The sequence below is a fragment of the Hydrogenophaga sp. GW823-FHT04C09 genome, assembly GCF_058796355.1.
Genome location: NZ_JBXAIO010000003.1, coordinates 232,328 through 248,262, shown reverse-complemented (window position 1 = coordinate 248,262; position 15,935 = coordinate 232,328). Strand labels below are relative to the sequence as shown.

Below are 15,935 nucleotides of genomic sequence, written 5' to 3'. Positions count from 1 at the left end.
GTCTTTTTCAGGGCCCTGACCGCGCAGGCGGCCAGGGTTCCTTGCAATTCGTGGGAGTTTTCATGAACAAGCGTGTTTTCCAATGCTCGGGGCGTCCCCAGGAGTCGGGTCGTCCTGCATGGCGAGGCGTCGCGGTCATGTCCATGCTGGCGGCGCTGATGGTCGCCGCCGGTTGTTCCTCCACCCGCCTGGACCGCCCGGCGCCCGTGGAAGACCGAGGCGGTTCCGCCGGCCCCCGCCCGGCCGAGGTGGTGCCCATGCCGGGCGCCGAGAACGCCGGCAAGCCGGGCTACTACACCGTCAAGGCGGGCGATACCCTGTTCCGCATCGCGCTGGACAACGGCCAGAACTGGCGCGACATCCAGGCCTGGAACAACCTCACCAACCCGAACGCGCTGGAAGTGGGCCAGGTGCTGCGCGTGCAGCCGCCGGGCGCCACCACCACGGCCACGGCACCGACAGGCCCCACCACGAGCCCGGTGACCAGCTCGGGCGTGGCCTCGCGGCCCCTGTCGGAAACCGCGCCCCCCGCGGCCTCCACCTCGCCCACCACCCCGCCGGCCCCGGCACCCGCCCCGGCCGCGGGCGGCGCCGACGAGATCAGCTTCATCTGGCCGGCCCAGGGCACCGTCATCACGCCGTTCGACGAGGCCAACAACAAGGGCGTGTCCATCGCCGGCAAGATCGGCGACCCGGTGGTCGCGGCGGCCGATGGCCGTGTGGTCTACGCCGGTGCCGGCCTGCGCGGCTATGGCAACCTGATCATCCTCAAGCACAACAACACCTACCTCACCGCCTACGCCCACAACCAGGCGCTGCTGGTGCGTGAGGACCAGGCCGTGCGCCAGGGCCAGAAGATCGCCGAGATGGGCAGCAGCGACACCGATCGCGTGAAGCTGCACTTCGAGGTGCGCCGCCTGGGCAAGCCGGTCGACCCGATGGGCCACCTGCCCAAGCGCTGAACACCGGCGCGGCATGGCCTGGCCGGTTCTCGTCTTCGACATCGAGTCCATTCCCGATGTGGCCGGGCTGCGCGCCCTGCGCGGCGCGGCGCCCGAGTTGACCGACGAGCAGGTCCACGCTGCCTGGCTGGCCGAGCGCAAGGAAAAGGGCCAGAGCGACTTCGTGCCGCTGCACCTGCAGCGCGTGCTGGTCATCAGCTGCGTCTTCCGCAACGCCGAAGGCCTGCGCATCCACTCCTTCGTGGACCGCGACGGGCAGAGCGAAGGCAAGGTGGTGCAGGCCTTCTTCCATTCCATCGAGAAGCACACGCCCCATCTGGTGAGCTGGAACGGGGGCGGCTTCGACCTGCCGGTGTTGCACTACCGCGGCCTGCGCCATGGCGTGGAGGCCAGCAAGTACTGGGACCTGGGCGAGGACGACCGCGAGTTCAAGTGGAACAACTACATCAGCCGGTACCACATGCGGCACCTGGACCTGATGGACCTGCTGGCCATGTACTCGCCCAAGAACAACGCGCCACTGGACGCCATGGCCAAGCTCTGCGGCTTTCCAGGCAAGCTGGGCATGGACGGCTCGCAGGTGTACGCGCAGTACCTGGCGGGGCAGACCGAAGAGATCCGCCGCTATTGCGAGACCGACGTGATGAACACCTACCTGGTGTACTGCCGTTTCCAGAAGATGCGCGGCGGGTTGACCGAGGCCGAATACGAGCAGGAAATCGCCATGGTCAAGGAGACGCTGGGCAACCTGGCCCCGGCCGAGCCGCACTGGGACGAGTACCTGCGGGCCTGGGCCTGAGACAATCGGGGGATGACAGCGTCCTCCCTCCACGAAAACAGCCTTCTCACCACCGCCAGCACCGAGGCGGCCCACGAAACAGCGGCCAGCACCCTGCCTGAGGGCTGGCTCGCGATCGAATCTCTCGACATCGATGCCCAGGGCATCGCCCGCCGGCCCGACGGCAAGGTGGTGTTCATCGAAGGTGCGCTGCCCTTCGAGCAGGTCAGCGTGAACGTGCATCGCAAGAAGAACAACTGGGAAGCCGGCACGGTGACGGCGATCCACCGCGAATCCTCGCAGCGCGTGCGGCCCGGCTGCCCGCACTTCGGCCTGCACGCCGGCGCGTGCGGCGGCTGCAAGATGCAGCACCTGCACGAGGCCGCCCAGGTGGCCGTCAAGCAGCGCGTGCTGGAAGACAACCTCTGGCACCTGGGCAAGGTCAGGGCCGAGACCATGATGCGCCCCATCGAAGGCCCGGCCTGGGGCTACCGCCACCGCGCGCGCCTCTCGGTGCGCCACGTGCACAAGAAGGGCGAGGTGCTGATCGGCTTCCACGAGCGCAAGAGCCGCTACGTGGCCGACATGAAGGTCTGCCCGGTGCTGCCCGCGCACGTGAGCGACATGCTCATGCCCTTGCGCGAACTCATCTTCGGCATGGACGCGCGCGACACCTGCCCGCAGATCGAACTGGCCAGCGGCGACGACGTGACGGCGCTGGTGCTGCGCCACCTGGAGCCGCTGAGCGAGGACGACCGCGCGCGCCTGCGGGCCTTCGGCCTCCAGCATGGCGTGCAATGGTGGCTGCAGGCCAAGGGGCCGGACACGGTCAAGCTGCTCGACGAGGGTGGGGCGGTGCTGTCGTATTCCCTGCCCGAGTTCGGCATCACCATGCCGTTCAAGCCGACCGACTTCACCCAGGTCAACCCGTTCATCAACCGTGTGCTGGTGGTGCGCGCCCTGCGCCTGCTCGACGCCCGGGCCGATGAGCGCGTGATCGACTGGTTCTGCGGCCTGGGCAACTTCACCTTGCCGATCGCCACGACGGCGGGCGAGGTGCTGGGCATCGAAGGCAGCGAGGCCCTGGTGTCGCGCTCCCGCGAAAACCTGGCGGGCAACCAGGCCGGCCGGGACCGCGCGCTCGCGCCCACCACCTTCGCGGCGCGCAACCTGTTCGAGATGACGCCCGAGCAACTGGTGGCCGATGGCGTGGCGCAGAAGTGGCTGGTGGACCCGCCGCGCGAGGGCGCGTTCGCCCTGGCCAAGGCCATGGCCGACCTGCACCAGAACCCGGCCCTGCGCGGTGACTGGACGCCGCCGCAGCGCATCGTCTACGTGAGCTGCAACCCGGCCACGCTCGCGCGCGACGCGGGGCTGCTGGTGCACCAGGCGGGCTACCGCTGCGTGGCGGCGGGGGTGGTCAACATGTTTGCCCACACCGCGCACGTCGAGAGCATGGCGGTGTTCGAGCTGGACCCGTCGAAGGTGCCGGGCGCCGATGCGGCGCCGGCGGTGGCCGACGAGGGCTGAATCAGGACTTCTGCGATTCGGCGCCGGGCTTGGCGCCGTCGGCGGCGGCAGGCGCGGCGCCGGACTCGGGTTCGGAGGGCATGCCCACCACCGAGTTCTCGCGCATGTACTGGTCCATCTCGCGCCAGCCGGCGAACACGGCGGCCTTGCCGGCGCGCGGGTAGTTGCTGAAGCAGCTTTCGATGCTGCGCACCGCATGCCGGCAGGCGCTGCCGATGGCCTTGCCCTCGGCTTCCTTCTTGGCCGCGACCTGCGTGGCGGTCTCGATGCCCAGCGCTTCGCAGCCGGTCAGCAGGCTGACGGCGGCCAGGAGGCAGAGGGTGAGGGCGGTGTGTCGCATGGCTGTGCAGTGGGTTTCAGCCTTGTTTCGGCGCCTGGGGCCCGAACTTGACGCCCCAGGCGGCAAAAATGTCACGTTGCCCGTGCGACAGGCCAAGAAAAAGGACCCGAAGGTCCTTTTTCGATGGGAGAGGGCCCGTTTACTCGCGGTCGCCGCCGAACATGCCCAGCAGCATCAGCAGGCTCTGGAAGATGTTGAACAGGCTCAGGTACAGGCCCAGGGTGGCGGTGATGTAGTTGGTCTCGCCGCCGTCCACGATGCGCTTGAGGTCGTACAGCAGGTACAGGCTGAACACCACGATCGCCAGGGTGGCGATCACGGCCATGCCGGCCGGGCTGCCCACGAACACGTTGATGATCGCGCCGATCATGATGGCCAGGGCGCCCACGAAGAGCCACTTGCCCAGACCGGAGAGGTCGCGCTTGATCACGGCCGAGAGGTTGGCCATGATGAAGAACACGCCGGCCGTGCCGCCAAAGGCGGTCATGATCAGGCTGGAGCCGTTGGAGAAGCCCAGCACCGCCGCCAGCAGGCGCGAGAGCATCAGGCCCATGAAGAAGGTGAAGGCCAGCAGCACGGGCACGCCGGCGGCGGAGTTCTTGGTCTTCTCGATCGCGAACATGAAGGCGAAGGCGCCGCCCAGGAAGACGATCAGGCCCAGGCCGCCCGTGAGCGCGGCGGTGATGCCGGTCTGCACGCCGATCCAGGCGCCCAGCACGGTGGGCAGCATGGACAGGGCCAGCAGCCAGTAGGTGTTGCGCATGACTTTGTTGCGCAGCGCATCGGAAGAGACGGCGGTGCCGAAGCGGCCGCTGGTCTGTGCTTGGTCGGTCATGGTGGTGATCTCCTTCATCATCTGACGCCCTAGGCCGGTCGCTGCGCGTCGGAATGACGCGCAACCGGCGAAATTGCATTGTAGGAGGCTGGTCCGCCGTGAGCATCCGGCGCGGGACAACGCATTTTTGGTATGGTCACTTGTGACCTCTGGTGTGCCAATGCACGCGTTATCGTTCGCACTTTGCGCCCGGGCGGTAAGCTCCCGCTCTGCAATTCCTTCTCTGATCCCCCATTTAGGACCAAGTTCATGAAAAACAAGGCAATGCTCGAAATCGCCGACGTCAAACTCATCGCCGCCGCGGCCGAAGCCGAGGCCGTGAAGAACAACTGGGCCGTGACCATCGCCATCGTGGACGACGGCGGGCACCTGCTCTGGCTGCAGCGGCTGGACGGCGCGGCCGCGATTTCCGCCCACATCGCGCCCGCCAAGGCTCACACGGCCGCCATGGGCCGGCGCGAGAGCAAGATCTACGAAGACGTGATCAACCAGGGCCGCATGTCCTTCCTGAGCGCGCCCACGCTCTCGGGCATGCTCGAAGGCGGTGTGCCCATCCTCAAGGATGGCCAGTGCCTGGGCGCGGTGGGTGTGAGCGGTGTGAAGTCGACCGAAGACGCGCAGATCGCGCGCGCGGGCATTGCCGCAATAAACTTGTGAGCTTTGACGGGTGGCATACCCGAAAAAAGTGCCTGGCTAACGGGGCCTTTGGTCCCTTGGCTGGCTAAAAACGACGCACGGGGATGGTGATGTCCCCGGGTCGCCCCACGATGAAAAACGGTGCGAGGCGGGCTGGCGGTGCCGCCTGGTTACTTGGTGAGGATCAGCTTGCCCTGCCGCGTCGCGTGCAGCCGGTAGAGCGATCCGTTGTGATGGATGGCCACCACCTTCTGGCCGCGAAGCAGTTCAGCGCTGGGCAGCACCGGCACGGGATGGCCTTCGTGCAGGAGCTGCAGCGTCGTCGGCGCATCGGATGCGGCTGCGTTGGCGGGCGCGGGGGTGGTGTCCGGATTCGGGTTCATGGCGTGCCTGGTTCCGTGATGAAGCCGATCTTGCGCACACCGCTGCGCTGCGCGCTGGCCATGGCTTGCGCCACGCGCTCATAGCGCACCGCCTTGTCGCCACGGATGTGCAGCTCGGGCTGGGGATCTTGCGCGGCCGCCGCCGCGAGGCGGTTGGCGAAGTCGGCGTCTTCCACGCGCTGGTCGTTCCAGTAATAGACACCGTCCGCATCCACCGACAGGCGGATGTTCTCGGGCTTGTCCAGCACCTTCTCCATGCTCGCCTGGGGCAGCTCGATGTTGACCGAGTGCTTGATCACGGGCACGGTGATGATGAAGATGATCAGCAGGACCAGCATGACGTCGATGAACGGGATCATGTTGATCTCGCTCATCACCTCGTCGCTGTCCGATTGGGTTCCGATGGCCATGGCGGGTCCTTACGAGGCCTTCTTCATCGGCAGCACCTTGCCGTCGGCCGCGCCGGCGGTGACGCGGGCGCCGGTGACGAAGTAGGCATGCAGGTCGTGTGCGAAGCGGTTGAGCTGGTGGCTGATGCCCTTGTTGCCGCGCACCAGGGCGTTGTAGCCCAGCACGGCGGGAATGGCGACCAGCAGGCCGAGCGCGGTCATGATCAGCGCCTCGCCGATCGGGCCGGCCACGCGGTCGATGCTGACCTGGCCGGCCGCGCCGATGCTCAGCAGGGCGTGGTAGATGCCCCAGACGGTGCCGAACAGGCCCACGAAAGGCGCGGTGGAGGCCACCGAGGCGAGCACCGACAGGCCGCTCTGGGCGCGGGCGGTGTGGTCGTCCACGCTCTTGCGCAGCGAACGCTCGACCCAGTCGCTCACGTCCAGGCTGTCGTGCAGCTGGCGCTGCGGCGGCGTGCCGTTGTGGCCGTCCTTGTGCAGGATGTGGCGGGTGGCTTCGCGGCCTTCCAGGGCCACGCTGCGGAAGGGGTTGCCTTCGGACGAGCCCAGCTTGTCCAGGCCTTCGGCGAAATCGGCGCTGTGCCAGAAGCCTTCGATGCCCTTGGCCTGGGCGCGCTGGGCGCGCTGGTCCAGGGCCTTCCACAGGATGATGACCCAGGTGGTCAGGGACATCGCCAGCAGCACGATGGCCACCGAGCGGGTGACCCAGTCACCTTGTGTCCAGACGTGGGCCAAGCCCGTCGAAGCGATTTGCGGATCCATGATTCTCTGACTCCAGGGGAAGAGGTTTATTCCAAAACGAAATTGATCGGGATGTTGAACCACATGGCTTCAGCCACCCCGTTGCGCTTGCCCGGCACATAGCGCCAGCGCAGCACGGTCTGTACGGCGGTCTGGTCCAGCCGGTCGAAGCCGCTGGAGGTGCGGACCTCGGCCTTGCTGGCCGTGCCGTTGGTCTCGATGAACACGCGCACCACGACCTTGCCCTGTTCGCCCATGCGTTTGGACAAGGCGGGGTAGGGCGGGCGCGGGTTGTTCAGGTAATCGGCGCTGCTGGAGGGCAGCTCCACGCGCGGCGGTGCGGGTGGCGCTGGCGGCGCGGGCGGGGCCGGTGGCGCGGGCTCGGCGGCCACGACGGGCGGCGCGGGTTCCGGGGGCGCCACCACGGGCGCCATGGGCGAGGGCTCCTGCTGCAACACCGGTTGCGGCGTGGGCTCGGGGCGCGCGATGGGCTTTGGCTTGGGCTGGGGCTTTTGCACCGCAGGCGCAGGCGGTGGCGGCTCGGGAATGATCTGCGGCTTCGCCGGCTCGATGATCTCGGCCAGCACTTCGACCGGGATCACCATCTCCACGGCGCGGCGCAGCAGACCGCTCTGCAGAGCCCAGACGGCCAGCACATGAAAGCCCACCACCGCGCCCACCACCAGGATGCGGCGGTTCATGCGGCGCGGTGGGGCGTCAGGCGAGGGGGAGATGGGAGGCGCCATGGTGGCGCTGGCGGTCGGCATGGTGAAGTCGGAAGAGGCTCGGCAGGACGGTGGCGTGGGGCCGTGGTGAAGGCCTCGTTATGAACTATCTGTGTCGAAAAATCCACCACGCGGCGATCAGCATGAGCATGAGGCTGGCGCCGAGGACAGCGAGGCCGGTGGTCATGGAAATCCCTTTCGCGTGGGTCGACAGTGCGACGTGTGACAGGAAACTGCTATCGATTCTAAACGAGAATGTTTCGCATTCTCATGATTGTGCCAAAAAAGAGCGGTTTTTTTAGCGGCCGGTGGGCGCCAGCACCGTGGAGGCCTCTGCCAGCGTGCGGCAACCGGTGAGCGCCATCGCGATTTCCAGCTCGTCGCGCAGCAGGCGCAGCACATGGGCCACGCCGGTCGCGCCCGCCGTGGCCAGGCCGTGCAGCACGGGGCGGCCCACCAGCACCGCGCTCGCGCCCAGGCCGATGGCCTTGAGCACGTCGGTGCCCCGCCGGATGCCGCCGTCCACCAGCAGGGGCAGATCGCCTTGCACGGTTTGCGCGATTCGGGGCAGGGCGTTGGCTGTGGTGATGGCGGTGTCGAGCGTGCGCCCGCCGTGGTTGGACACGATCAGGCCCGAGGCGCCGCAGGCCACCGCCTGGCGGGCATCGTCGGGATGCAGCACGCCCTTGAGCAGCACGGGCAGGAGCGTGATCGAGCGCAGCCAGGCCACGTCGTCCCAGCTGGGCGCGTGGGTGAGCAGGTCGTCGAACAGGGCGCTCTGGCCCGCGGCCAGTGTGCGGGGCGGCGGGTGGCGCAGGCCAGTGAGGTTGACCGCACCGATGCCGGCCGGCAGCCGAAAGCCGCTGCGCCGTTCGCTGTCGCGAGCGCCTTGCACCGGCGCGTCCACCGTGAGCACCAGCGCTTCGAAGCCGGCGGCTTCGGCGCGCTGCACGAGTTCGGCCGTGAAGCCCCGGTCGGGCTGCAGGTAGAGCTGGAACCACAAGGGACCGCGCCCAGGCTCCGGCAGGAAGCGGGCCGCGATCTCGTCCAGCGGTGCCGATGCCTGGGTGCTGAACACCAGGCCCGCGCCCAGTGCGGCGGCGGCCAGGGCGGTGGCGTGTTCGCCATCGGGGTGCGCCAGGCGCTGGTGCGCCATGGGCGCGACCAGGATGGGGTGGGCGAGGGTTCGGCCGAGCAGCTCGACGCGGGTGTGGCCCCCGGCCAGAGGCTTGAGCACGCGGGGCAGCAGCTCCAGCGCGCGCCAGGCCTCGATGTTGCGGGCGAAGGTCAATTCGTCGGCCGCCGCGCCGAACAGGTAGGCCCAGCTGGCCTCGTCCAGCACGCCGCGGGCGTGGCGCTCGTGATCGGCCAGGGTGGTCACGCCCGGGGGCAGGGCTGGGTGCGTGTGTTGGGGCGTCATGGGTTCGTGGGTGGGCGGCGGGCCTGGGAGCGGTGCAGCAAAAACAGGAGCAGAGCCTTTGGGGGATTCAAGCTGCTGTTTATAATGGGAACAATTCTCATTTATCGTTCATTATTGTCCATGCCGGGCCGGTTCGGCCGCTCCGGGCATGTCTCGACGAACCCTGGTCCATGCAAAAACGCTTTCACCCCCTGTTCCTGTCCGCCCTGTTCGTGGGGGCCGCGGCGCTGCCCGGTCTGGCGTCGGCCCACAGCCTGTTGCTGACCTGTAAGCCCGCGGCCGAGAACATGGTGCGCTGCGTCGGGGAGTTCTCCGATGGCAGCGACGCGGTCGGCATGTCGGTGCAGGTGAAGGCCTACGACGAGCGCGTGCTGTTCAAGGGCACGCTGGGCGGCGATTCGGCTTTGCAGTTCAAGCGGCCCGCGGGCGAATTCTTCGTGCGCCTGGAGGACGGCGGCGAGCACTCGGCCGAGGTCGATCACACCGACGTCAAGCCATGACCACGCAAGTGGTGCGCCCCGCCGGCGCGGGACACGAAACCTTGTGGGTGGTGCTGGCCGCGGCCTGCGTGCTGGCGGTGGCCGCGATCCTGATCGGCGCGCGCGCGCAGCCGCTGGCGGCGGCGGCCTTGTCGTCGCACCAGATCGACGCCCGCACGCAGCTCAACGCGGCGGAGCAGGGCGTGCACGCCGACCTGCTGGTGGCGGCCGAGGAAATCACCGCGCTGATCGAGACCGACAAGGCTCTGCCGGCCATCGAGCAGCTGCGTGGCATGGACCTGCCGCCCTTCGTCACCGGTGTCGGTGCCGCCGCGCGCGGTGGCCACGAATGGCGCACCCAGGTGCAAGGCCACGACGTGGCCTATGTGGGCCGCAGCGCGGCACCGGATGTCGCGGCGTCTTTCCTGTTGCGCCTGCCAGCCAAAGGCGAGGGTGAAGCATCGCCCAAGGCGCATGCGCACGACGACGAGGTCGAGGTCTGGGTGCACCGCGAGGGCCCCAACGCCTGGCCCGAGCAGCTGGACGATGCCTCGCTCACGCGCCAGGGCTGGCGCCAGGTCGTGGTGCGCTACGACGCCGGCGTGACGCGCAAGGACACCGCGCACTGACCTCTCTGTCTTTCGCGCTTCCGTTTTCTTTTCTTTCGGGATCCCTCTCATGTCAGACCACCACCCGCCTTCCGCGCGCCGCCGACACCTGCTGTCCGCGCTGGCCTGGGCCCCCATGGCCCTGGCCGCCACCAGCGTGCCGGCCTGGGCGCAGCAGGCGCGCAAGCTGCGCGTCGGCGTCACGCTGCACCCCTACTACAGCTACGTCGCCAACGTGGTGGGCGATCTGGCCGAGGTGGTGCCCGTCATTCCCGCCGGCTTCAACCCGCACGCCTACGAGCCGCGCACCGAAGACATCAAGCGCATCGGTTCGCTCGACGTGATCGTGCTCAACGGCGTGGGCCACGACGACTTCGCCGGCCGCATGATCGCGGCGAGCGAGAAGCCCGACCTGAAGGTGATCGAAGCCAACGCCCAGGTGCCGCTGCTCGCCGCGGTGGGCACCGGCCGGGGCACCTCGGGCAAGGTGGTGAACCCGCACACCTTCCTGTCGGTCACGGCATCGATCTCGCAGGTGAACACCATCGCCCGCGAACTGGGCAAGCTCGATCCCGCGAACGCCAACGCCTACACCGCGAACGCGCGCGCCTACGCGCAGAAGCTGCGCAAGCTGCGCGCCGACGCGCTGGGCCAGCTGGCCCAGGCGCCCGCCAGCGGCCTGCGCATCGCCACCATCCACGGCGCTTACGACTACCTGTTGCGCGAGTTCGGCCTGGAAGTGGCGGCGGTGGTGGAGCCGGCGCACGGCATCGAACCCAGCCCCTCGCAGCTCAAGGGCACCATCGACCAGATCCGCTCGCTCGACGTGAAGGTGATCTTCTCGGAGATGGACTTCCCGTCCGCCTACGTCGACACCATCCGCCGCGAAACCGGCGTGCGCCTGTACGCGCTGACGCACATCTCGCACGGCCCGTACACGGCCGACAAGTTCGAGAACGAGATCGCCCGCAACCTGGCCACTGTGGTGCGCGCGATCAAGGAGTCCGCGTGAGCGCGATCGCGGGTGGACCCGGCATCGCATTCGAATCCGTCGACCTCACCCTGGGCCACACCGACATCCTGCGGCAGGTGAACCTGCGCGTGGCGGCGGGCACCGTGCACGCGCTCGTGGGCCCCAATGGCGGTGGCAAGAGCTCGCTCTTCAAGGCCCTGCTCGGCCAGGTGCCGCACCGGGGGCAGATCAGCCTGACCTGGCCCGGCGAGCTGCCGGGCGTGGTGGGCTACGTGCCGCAGGCCCTGGCTTTCGATGCCGGCCTGCCGATGACGGTGATGGACTTCATGGGCGCCATGTGCCAGCGCCGGCCGGTGTTCCTCGGCCTGTCGCCGCGCTGGCGCGAGCCGGTGGAGCAGGCCTTGCAGCAGGTGGGCATGCTGGAGAAGGCGGGCCGCCGCATGGGCGCGCTCTCCGGCGGTGAGCGCCAGCGCGTGCTGCTGGCGCAGGCGCTGATTCCTTCGCCCGACCTGATCCTGCTCGACGAACCCATGTCCGCGCTGGACGAAGCCGGTGAAGCGATCTTCGAGAAGCTGCTCGCGCACTGGCGCGAGACCCGCGTCACCGTGCTGTGGATCGAGCACGACCTCGACGCCGTCACGCGCCTGGCCGACCACGTCTCCGGCCTGAGCCGGCAGGTGCTGTTCGACGGCCCGGCCGCCGAGACGCTGACCCCGCAGCGCGTGCTCGCGCTGTTCTCCAGCCGGCAGCGGCGCGAAGAAGAAAAAGACAAGGCGGTGGCCTGATGAGCGCATTCGATACCTTCCGCCAGGGCATCCAGCACCTGGCCGAGCAGGGCACGCTGCCCGCGTCGCTGGCCTATGGTTTCGTGGTCAACGCCGTGCTGGCCGGGCTGTTCATCGGCCCCGTGCTCGGTGGCCTGGGCACGCTGGTCGTGGTCAAGCGGCTGGCCTTCTTCTCCGAGGCCGTGGGCCACGCCGCGCTTACCGGGGTGGCCATCGGCATCCTGCTGGGCGAGCCCTACACCGGGCCCTATGGCAGCCTGTTCGCGTACTGCCTGCTGTTCGGCATGCTGCTGAACTACCTGCGCAACCGCACCGGCCTCTCGCCCGACACCCTGATCGGCGTGTTCCTCGCGGTCTCGCTGGCCATGGGGGCCAGCCTGCTGCTGATGCTGTCGGGCCGCGTCAACATCCACATCCTGGAGAACGTGCTGTTCGGCTCGGTGCTCACGGTGGACGCCGGGGACCTGCTGGTGCTTGCGGTGGTCGGCTCGCTGGTGGTGGCGCTCACGGTGCCGCTGTACAACCGCTTCATGCTCGCCAGCTTCAACCCGCAGCTGGCCAGCGTGCGCGGCGTGCGCGTGAAGCTGCTGGACTACCTGTTCGTGGTGCTGGTGACCATCGTGACGGTGGCGTCGGTCAAGGTGATCGGCGCGATCCTGGTCGGTGCCTTGCTCATCATTCCCGCGGCCGCTGCGCGCCTGCTGAGCCTGTCGCTGCGGGGTTTTTTCTGGCTGAGCGTGGCGATCGCCACCGTCAGCACGCAGATCGGCATCCTGGTGCCGATCGAACTCGAACTGCCGGTGCCTTCGGGCGCGGCCATCATCCTCACCGCCGGAGCGCTGTTCGCGCTCGCGGCGGTCATCCGGGGCTTCACCCCGTCACTGAAAGGACATGCTGGATGACCTCGCGTCTTCTGTCCCCGCCGGCCTGGTGCCTGGCCGGTCTGCTGGCCCTGTCGGCCGGTGCCGCCACCGCGCAGGCGCCTGCCGCGCCCGTGGCCGCCGCCGCGGCGCCGGCCCGCCTGCTGGTGGCCCATCCCGTGGTGGCCGCGCTCACCACCTCGCTGGTGCGCGACACCGGCATCGTGGTGCTGCGGCCGGTGCCCGAGACGCTGCCGCCGAACCGGCAGCTGGCTTTCTTCTCCGGCCGTGGCGCGGCCGGGCTCGGTGAGGCCGCGCGCCAGGCCGACGCCGTGATCGCCCTGCGCTCCATCTGGCCCGACGACCCGTTGTTTCCGCTGGCGCGCCGGCAGAACATCCGCCTGGTCGAGATCGACGCGGCGCGCCCGCTCGATGCCTCCCTGCCCGGCATGGCGCTGCAGGAGCAGGACGCCGCGGCGAACGCGCTGCCCTGGCTGGACCCGGTGAACCTGGGCCGCATGGCCGACGTGATCGCCAGCGACGTCGGCCGGCTGGTGCCCGCCGCCAAGCCGCGCCTGCAGGCCAATGTGGGCGCGCTGCGCCAGCAGCTGCTGGGCATCACGGCGCAGAGCGAAGCCCGCCTGGCCAACGCGAGCAACCTCGCGGTGTTCAGCCTCTCGGACCGGCTCGACTACCTCGTCAACGGTTTCAACCTCGACCTCGCGGGCACCGACGCCCGCGCCGACGAAGCCTGGACGCCGGAGGCGCTCACGCAATTGACGCAACGGCTGCGCAGCGCCTCGGTGGCCGCCGTGCTGCACCACCGCGAGCTGCCGCCGCCCGTGGCGCAGGCCGTGCAACAGGCCGGCGTGCGCGCCATCGTGCTGCTGACCGAGGGCCGCGACCCGGTGGGCGAATTGCGCGAGAACGCCCAGCGCCTGGGCGCCATCGCCGCCCGCTGAAGGCACGGAGGAGAAGGGGCGCGTCCGGCGTGCACGGTGTCGATTCCAGAGGCACCGCGGAACTGGCTTCGCCAGGCCGCTGGTGTCGTCCCCTTGAGGGGAAAGCGGCGCAGCCGCTACAGGGGTGGTTCAAATTTGTAGCCCAGGCCGTAGACCGAGTGGATGAGCTCCTGCTCCGGCAGGTGCTCCTGGATCTTGCGGCGCAGCTTCTTGATGTGGCTGTCGACCGTGCGGTCCGAGACGATGCGCTCGTCCTGGTACATCGAGTCCATCAGCTGTTCGCGCGAGAAGATGCGCCCGGGCCGCGCGCTCAGCACCTTGAGCAGCTGGTACTCCACGGCGGTCAGGCCCAGGTCGTGCCCGGCGATGGTGGCGCGCCAGGCGGCGTCGTCCAGCTGCAGGCCATGGGGCAGTTCGTCGGCCGTGGCCTCCACCGCGTGCGTGCCGCGCCGCAGCACCGCCTTCACGCGCGCCACCACTTCGCGCGGGCTGAAGGGCTTGCAGATGTAGTCGTCGGCCCCGAGTTCGAGCCCGAGCAGGCGGTCGATCTCTTCCACGCGCGCCGTGACCATGATGATGGCTGGCGCCTGTTTGCCCGGCGTGCCGGCGCGCAGCGCCTTGCAGACGTCCAGCCCGCTCTTGCCGGGCAGCATCAGGTCCAGCAGCACCAGGTCCACCGGGTGGTGTTCCAGCCAGTCTTCCACCTCGTCGCCGCGCGTGAGGTGGTGCGTGTCGAAGCCGGACTGTTTCAGGTAGTCCAGCAGCACGCCGGCGATCTTGTTTTCGTCCTCGACGATGAGGATGCGGCTGGCCATCATGCTGCGCTCAGCCATGCGCGGCTTCCGTGTTCAGGGGCAGCCAGATGTCCCAGCGCAGGCCGCCGAGCGCGCTGGCCGAGGCCTGCATGCGCCCGCCGTGGCCGACGATGATGGCGTGCGCGATCGCCAGGCCCAGGCCCGAACCACCGCTGGCGCTGGCGCGCGACTCGTCCACGCGGTAGAGCCGCTCGGTCAGGCGGGGCAGGGCGTCGGGCGGCACGCCCGGCGAGGTGTCTTCCCAGGTCAGCTGGGCCTCGGTGTCTTGGCGGCGCACCTGCACGCTGAGCGTGGCGGGGTCGGCGCTGTAGCGCTGCGTGTTCTGCAGCAGGTTGTTGAGCACCTGGTCGAGCCGATCGCCATCGGCGCGGATCTCCACGCCGTCGGCCAGTTCGGTGCGCACCTGCAGGCGCCTGCCGGGCAGGCCCGCGGCGTCGCTGAGATGGTGGCCGACGAAGCGGCCGAGGTCGAGCGGCGCGAAGCGGTAGTCCAGCGCGCCCAGGTCGGACAGGGAGAGCAGCCGCAGGTCTTCCACCAGCCGCGTCAGGCGGCTGACCTCCTGCGCCAGCGAGTCGAGGTTGGCCGTGTCGGGCTGGCGGATGCCGTCCTGCAAGGCCTCGATCTCGGCGCGCAAGGTCGCCAGCGGCGTGCGCAGCTCGTGGGCGATGTCGGCGATCCATTGCTGCCGCGCCTGTTGCGCGGCCTGCAGCGAGGTGGCCATGTGGTTGAAGGCATCGGCCAATTGCGCGAGTTCGTCGTGGCCGCGCGCGGGCAGGCGCACGCTGTAGTCGCCCTGGGCCACGGCCGCCGTGCCCTCGCCGAGCACGTGCAGGCGCCGGGAGAGCCAGCGCGCGATCAGCGCGGCGTTGAGCAACACGGCCGCGAGCATGCCCAGCGCGATGGCGGCGAAGGTGCGGGTCTGCTGGGCCAGGAACACGCGTTCGAGCGAGGCCACCATCTGCAGGCGCGGCACGTAGCCCAGGTAGCCCACCAGCTGCCCGTTGACCTGGATGGGTTTGAGCACGGCCTGTTCGGTGCGGCCTTCCGGGCCGGCGAGCAGGTTGCGCCCGGGGTCGAGCAGCAGCAGCCGGGGGTCGATGGTGAGGGGCGGCGGCACGCTCGGCGTGCCGGGTGCCGGCTGCGCGGATGGCGGCGGCGGTGGTGGATGCGCATGGGGCTGCACGTCGGCCGGCGTCTGCGCCGGAGGGAGGCCGGGTGAGCTTGCCTGCGGCTCGGCGGGGCGGCGCTGCATGCGGCCGGTGCCCAGCACTTCGCGCGAAAGGTCCTGCCAGCGCTGGCGGTCTTCGGTGATCCAGGCCCAGCTGCCCTGCTGGCGGTACCCCTCGGCGAGCCGCACGATCATGGGCTGCAGCCGGTTTTCGTCGGCCTTGTTCAGGTACTCGACCAGGCCCTTGTCGAAACTCCAGCTGTAGATGAGGTAGGCGGACATGACCAGCACCACGTTGGCGCCCGCGATGGCCAGGAAGAGCTTGACGCGCAGGGTGTCGAAGCGCGAAAGCCAGGCCCGGCGGCTGGACGAGGGGGTGGCACGGTCGGTCTGCATGGTGTGGTCGAGACTAAACCCAAATCTTTCAAACTTTGTGCAAGCCAGGGCGTTCTGCTTGCTCATTCTTTCCATATTTCGCGGGCAATATCCCGCATCATCCCGGCAAGCCCTGCGGGCGCCCTCCAT

Annotated in this window: 19 protein-coding genes; 10 read left to right on the top strand and 9 right to left on the bottom strand. The window is 69.1% G+C overall.

All coding sequences use genetic code 11. The features are described 5' to 3' along the window. Positions 1–137: 137 nt before the first annotated feature. From AC1Q9M_RS10225 to rlmD, 3 genes are read left to right on the top strand one after another with little or no spacing between them, the layout of a single operon-like run. On the top strand, positions 138–962 hold the full coding sequence (locus AC1Q9M_RS10225; protein WP_382320467.1) for a peptidoglycan DD-metalloendopeptidase family protein: 825 nt from the start codon (positions 138–140) through the stop codon (positions 960–962). A 13-nt stretch (positions 963–975) separates the two neighbouring features. After that, complete coding sequence (locus AC1Q9M_RS10220) at positions 976–1,761, top strand: 3'-5' exonuclease (protein WP_382320465.1); 786 nt, start codon at positions 976–978, stop codon at positions 1,759–1,761. 12 nt (positions 1,762–1,773) lie between these two features. Further along, the gene (rlmD, locus tag AC1Q9M_RS10215; protein WP_492433622.1) at positions 1,774–3,270 is read left to right on the top strand and encodes a 23S rRNA (uracil(1939)-C(5))-methyltransferase RlmD; all 1,497 of its coding nucleotides are present in this window, start codon (positions 1,774–1,776) and stop codon (positions 3,268–3,270) included. A 1-nt stretch (position 3,271) separates the two neighbouring features. On the opposite strand, the gene AC1Q9M_RS10210 is transcribed toward rlmD, so the two are convergent. Together AC1Q9M_RS10210 and AC1Q9M_RS10205 are read right to left on the bottom strand one after the other, a co-directional pair. Beyond that, entirely contained in the window at positions 3,272–3,610 is a 339-nt protein-coding gene (locus tag AC1Q9M_RS10210) for a hypothetical protein (RefSeq protein WP_492433620.1), read from the bottom strand. 139 nt (positions 3,611–3,749) lie between these two features. After that, on the bottom strand, positions 3,750–4,445 hold the full coding sequence (locus AC1Q9M_RS10205) for a Bax inhibitor-1 family protein (protein WP_382156898.1): 696 nt from the start codon (positions 4,443–4,445) through the stop codon (positions 3,750–3,752). Between the two features lie 249 nt (positions 4,446–4,694). On the opposite strand from AC1Q9M_RS10205, the gene AC1Q9M_RS10200 reads away from it, so the two are divergent. After that, positions 4,695–5,102, top strand: a complete 408-nt coding sequence (locus AC1Q9M_RS10200; protein WP_382156900.1) for a GlcG/HbpS family heme-binding protein — start codon at positions 4,695–4,697, stop codon at positions 5,100–5,102. A 149-nt stretch (positions 5,103–5,251) separates the two neighbouring features. Here the strand turns inward: AC1Q9M_RS10200 and hemP are convergent, their stop codons facing one another. From hemP to AC1Q9M_RS10175, 5 genes are all read right to left on the bottom strand, one after another. Further along, positions 5,252–5,464, bottom strand: a complete 213-nt coding sequence (gene hemP / locus AC1Q9M_RS10195) for a hemin uptake protein HemP (protein ID WP_492433617.1) — start codon at positions 5,462–5,464, stop codon at positions 5,252–5,254. Continuing rightward, complete coding sequence (locus AC1Q9M_RS10190; protein ID WP_382156904.1) at positions 5,461–5,874, bottom strand: ExbD/TolR family protein; 414 nt, start codon at positions 5,872–5,874, stop codon at positions 5,461–5,463. Before AC1Q9M_RS10190 ends, hemP begins: the two co-directional genes overlap by 4 nt. A gap of 9 nt (positions 5,875–5,883) precedes the next feature. Next, positions 5,884–6,636 (bottom strand): MotA/TolQ/ExbB proton channel family protein, encoded by a 753-nt coding sequence (locus tag AC1Q9M_RS10185; RefSeq protein WP_382156906.1) that lies wholly within the window; start codon positions 6,634–6,636, stop codon positions 5,884–5,886. Between the two features lie 26 nt (positions 6,637–6,662). Then, the gene (locus AC1Q9M_RS10180; protein ID WP_444691259.1) at positions 6,663–7,361 is read right to left on the bottom strand and encodes an energy transducer TonB; all 699 of its coding nucleotides are present in this window, start codon (positions 7,359–7,361) and stop codon (positions 6,663–6,665) included. Between the two features lie 277 nt (positions 7,362–7,638). Continuing rightward, complete coding sequence (locus tag AC1Q9M_RS10175; protein ID WP_492433614.1) at positions 7,639–8,760, bottom strand: alpha-hydroxy acid oxidase; 1,122 nt, start codon at positions 8,758–8,760, stop codon at positions 7,639–7,641. Between the two features lie 170 nt (positions 8,761–8,930). Here AC1Q9M_RS10175 and AC1Q9M_RS10170 point away from each other — a divergent pair, with 170 nt between their 5' ends. Genes AC1Q9M_RS10170 through AC1Q9M_RS10145 form a run of 6 tightly spaced genes read left to right on the top strand, consistent with a single transcriptional unit; the run spans position 8,931 to position 13,427 of the window. Further along, positions 8,931–9,260 carry a hypothetical protein gene (locus AC1Q9M_RS10170; protein ID WP_382156912.1) on the top strand — a complete coding sequence of 110 codons (330 nt, stop codon included), beginning with the start codon at positions 8,931–8,933 and terminating at the stop codon, positions 9,258–9,260. After that, positions 9,257–9,868 (top strand): DUF6162 family protein, encoded by a 612-nt coding sequence (locus AC1Q9M_RS10165; protein WP_444686851.1) that lies wholly within the window; start codon positions 9,257–9,259, stop codon positions 9,866–9,868. The genes AC1Q9M_RS10170 and AC1Q9M_RS10165 overlap by 4 nt, the downstream gene beginning before the upstream one ends. 49 nt (positions 9,869–9,917) lie before the next feature. After that, entirely contained in the window at positions 9,918–10,859 is a 942-nt protein-coding gene (locus AC1Q9M_RS10160) for a metal ABC transporter solute-binding protein, Zn/Mn family (RefSeq protein ID WP_382156916.1), read from the top strand. Next, positions 10,856–11,605, top strand: coding sequence for a metal ABC transporter ATP-binding protein (locus AC1Q9M_RS10155; protein WP_382156918.1), 750 nt, complete (start codon positions 10,856–10,858; stop codon positions 11,603–11,605). Before AC1Q9M_RS10160 ends, AC1Q9M_RS10155 begins: the two co-directional genes overlap by 4 nt. After that, the gene (locus AC1Q9M_RS10150; RefSeq protein WP_444686850.1) at positions 11,605–12,507 is read left to right on the top strand and encodes a metal ABC transporter permease; all 903 of its coding nucleotides are present in this window, start codon (positions 11,605–11,607) and stop codon (positions 12,505–12,507) included. Before AC1Q9M_RS10155 ends, AC1Q9M_RS10150 begins: the two co-directional genes overlap by 1 nt. Then, positions 12,504–13,427, top strand: coding sequence for a metal ABC transporter solute-binding protein, Zn/Mn family (locus AC1Q9M_RS10145; RefSeq protein ID WP_492433611.1), 924 nt, complete (start codon positions 12,504–12,506; stop codon positions 13,425–13,427). The genes AC1Q9M_RS10150 and AC1Q9M_RS10145 overlap by 4 nt, the downstream gene beginning before the upstream one ends. A gap of 116 nt (positions 13,428–13,543) precedes the next feature. Here AC1Q9M_RS10145 and AC1Q9M_RS10140 read toward each other — a convergent pair whose 3' ends face one another. Both AC1Q9M_RS10140 and AC1Q9M_RS10135 read right to left on the bottom strand, forming a co-directional pair. Then, the gene (locus AC1Q9M_RS10140; protein WP_492433609.1) at positions 13,544–14,260 is read right to left on the bottom strand and encodes a response regulator; all 717 of its coding nucleotides are present in this window, start codon (positions 14,258–14,260) and stop codon (positions 13,544–13,546) included. Then, positions 14,253–15,806: an ATP-binding protein gene (locus tag AC1Q9M_RS10135; RefSeq protein WP_492433607.1), complete on the bottom strand. Its 1,554-nt coding sequence runs from the start codon at positions 15,804–15,806 to the stop codon at positions 14,253–14,255. Before AC1Q9M_RS10135 ends, AC1Q9M_RS10140 begins: the two co-directional genes overlap by 8 nt. Between the last annotated feature and the right edge of the window lie 129 nt (positions 15,807–15,935).

Bases quoted from the DNA above. Each gene is read 5' to 3' on its own strand.
- AC1Q9M_RS10225 (WP_382320467.1), top strand. From the start codon at position 138: ATGTCCATGCTGGCGGCGCTGATGGTCGCCGCCGGTTGTTCCTCCACC.
- AC1Q9M_RS10220 (WP_382320465.1), top strand. From the start codon at position 976: ATGGCCTGGCCGGTTCTCGTCTTCGACATCGAGTCCATTCCCGATGTG.
- rlmD (WP_492433622.1), top strand. From the start codon at position 1,774: ATGACAGCGTCCTCCCTCCACGAAAACAGCCTTCTCACCACCGCCAGC.
- AC1Q9M_RS10210 (WP_492433620.1), bottom strand. From the start codon at position 3,610: ATGCGACACACCGCCCTCACCCTCTGCCTCCTGGCCGCCGTCAGCCTG.
- AC1Q9M_RS10205 (WP_382156898.1), bottom strand. From the start codon at position 4,445: ATGACCGACCAAGCACAGACCAGCGGCCGCTTCGGCACCGCCGTCTCT.
- AC1Q9M_RS10200 (WP_382156900.1), top strand. From the start codon at position 4,695: ATGAAAAACAAGGCAATGCTCGAAATCGCCGACGTCAAACTCATCGCC.
- hemP (WP_492433617.1), bottom strand. From the start codon at position 5,464: ATGAACCCGAATCCGGACACCACCCCCGCGCCCGCCAACGCAGCCGCA.
- AC1Q9M_RS10190 (WP_382156904.1), bottom strand. From the start codon at position 5,874: ATGGCCATCGGAACCCAATCGGACAGCGACGAGGTGATGAGCGAGATC.
- AC1Q9M_RS10185 (WP_382156906.1), bottom strand. From the start codon at position 6,636: ATGGATCCGCAAATCGCTTCGACGGGCTTGGCCCACGTCTGGACACAA.
- AC1Q9M_RS10180 (WP_444691259.1), bottom strand. From the start codon at position 7,361: ATGGCGCCTCCCATCTCCCCCTCGCCTGACGCCCCACCGCGCCGCATG.
- AC1Q9M_RS10175 (WP_492433614.1), bottom strand. From the start codon at position 8,760: ATGACGCCCCAACACACGCACCCAGCCCTGCCCCCGGGCGTGACCACC.
- AC1Q9M_RS10170 (WP_382156912.1), top strand. From the start codon at position 8,931: ATGCAAAAACGCTTTCACCCCCTGTTCCTGTCCGCCCTGTTCGTGGGG.
- AC1Q9M_RS10165 (WP_444686851.1), top strand. From the start codon at position 9,257: ATGACCACGCAAGTGGTGCGCCCCGCCGGCGCGGGACACGAAACCTTG.
- AC1Q9M_RS10160 (WP_382156916.1), top strand. From the start codon at position 9,918: ATGTCAGACCACCACCCGCCTTCCGCGCGCCGCCGACACCTGCTGTCC.
- AC1Q9M_RS10150 (WP_444686850.1), top strand. From the start codon at position 11,605: ATGAGCGCATTCGATACCTTCCGCCAGGGCATCCAGCACCTGGCCGAG.
- AC1Q9M_RS10145 (WP_492433611.1), top strand. From the start codon at position 12,504: ATGACCTCGCGTCTTCTGTCCCCGCCGGCCTGGTGCCTGGCCGGTCTG.
- AC1Q9M_RS10140 (WP_492433609.1), bottom strand. From the start codon at position 14,260: ATGGCTGAGCGCAGCATGATGGCCAGCCGCATCCTCATCGTCGAGGAC.
- AC1Q9M_RS10135 (WP_492433607.1), bottom strand. From the start codon at position 15,806: ATGCAGACCGACCGTGCCACCCCCTCGTCCAGCCGCCGGGCCTGGCTT.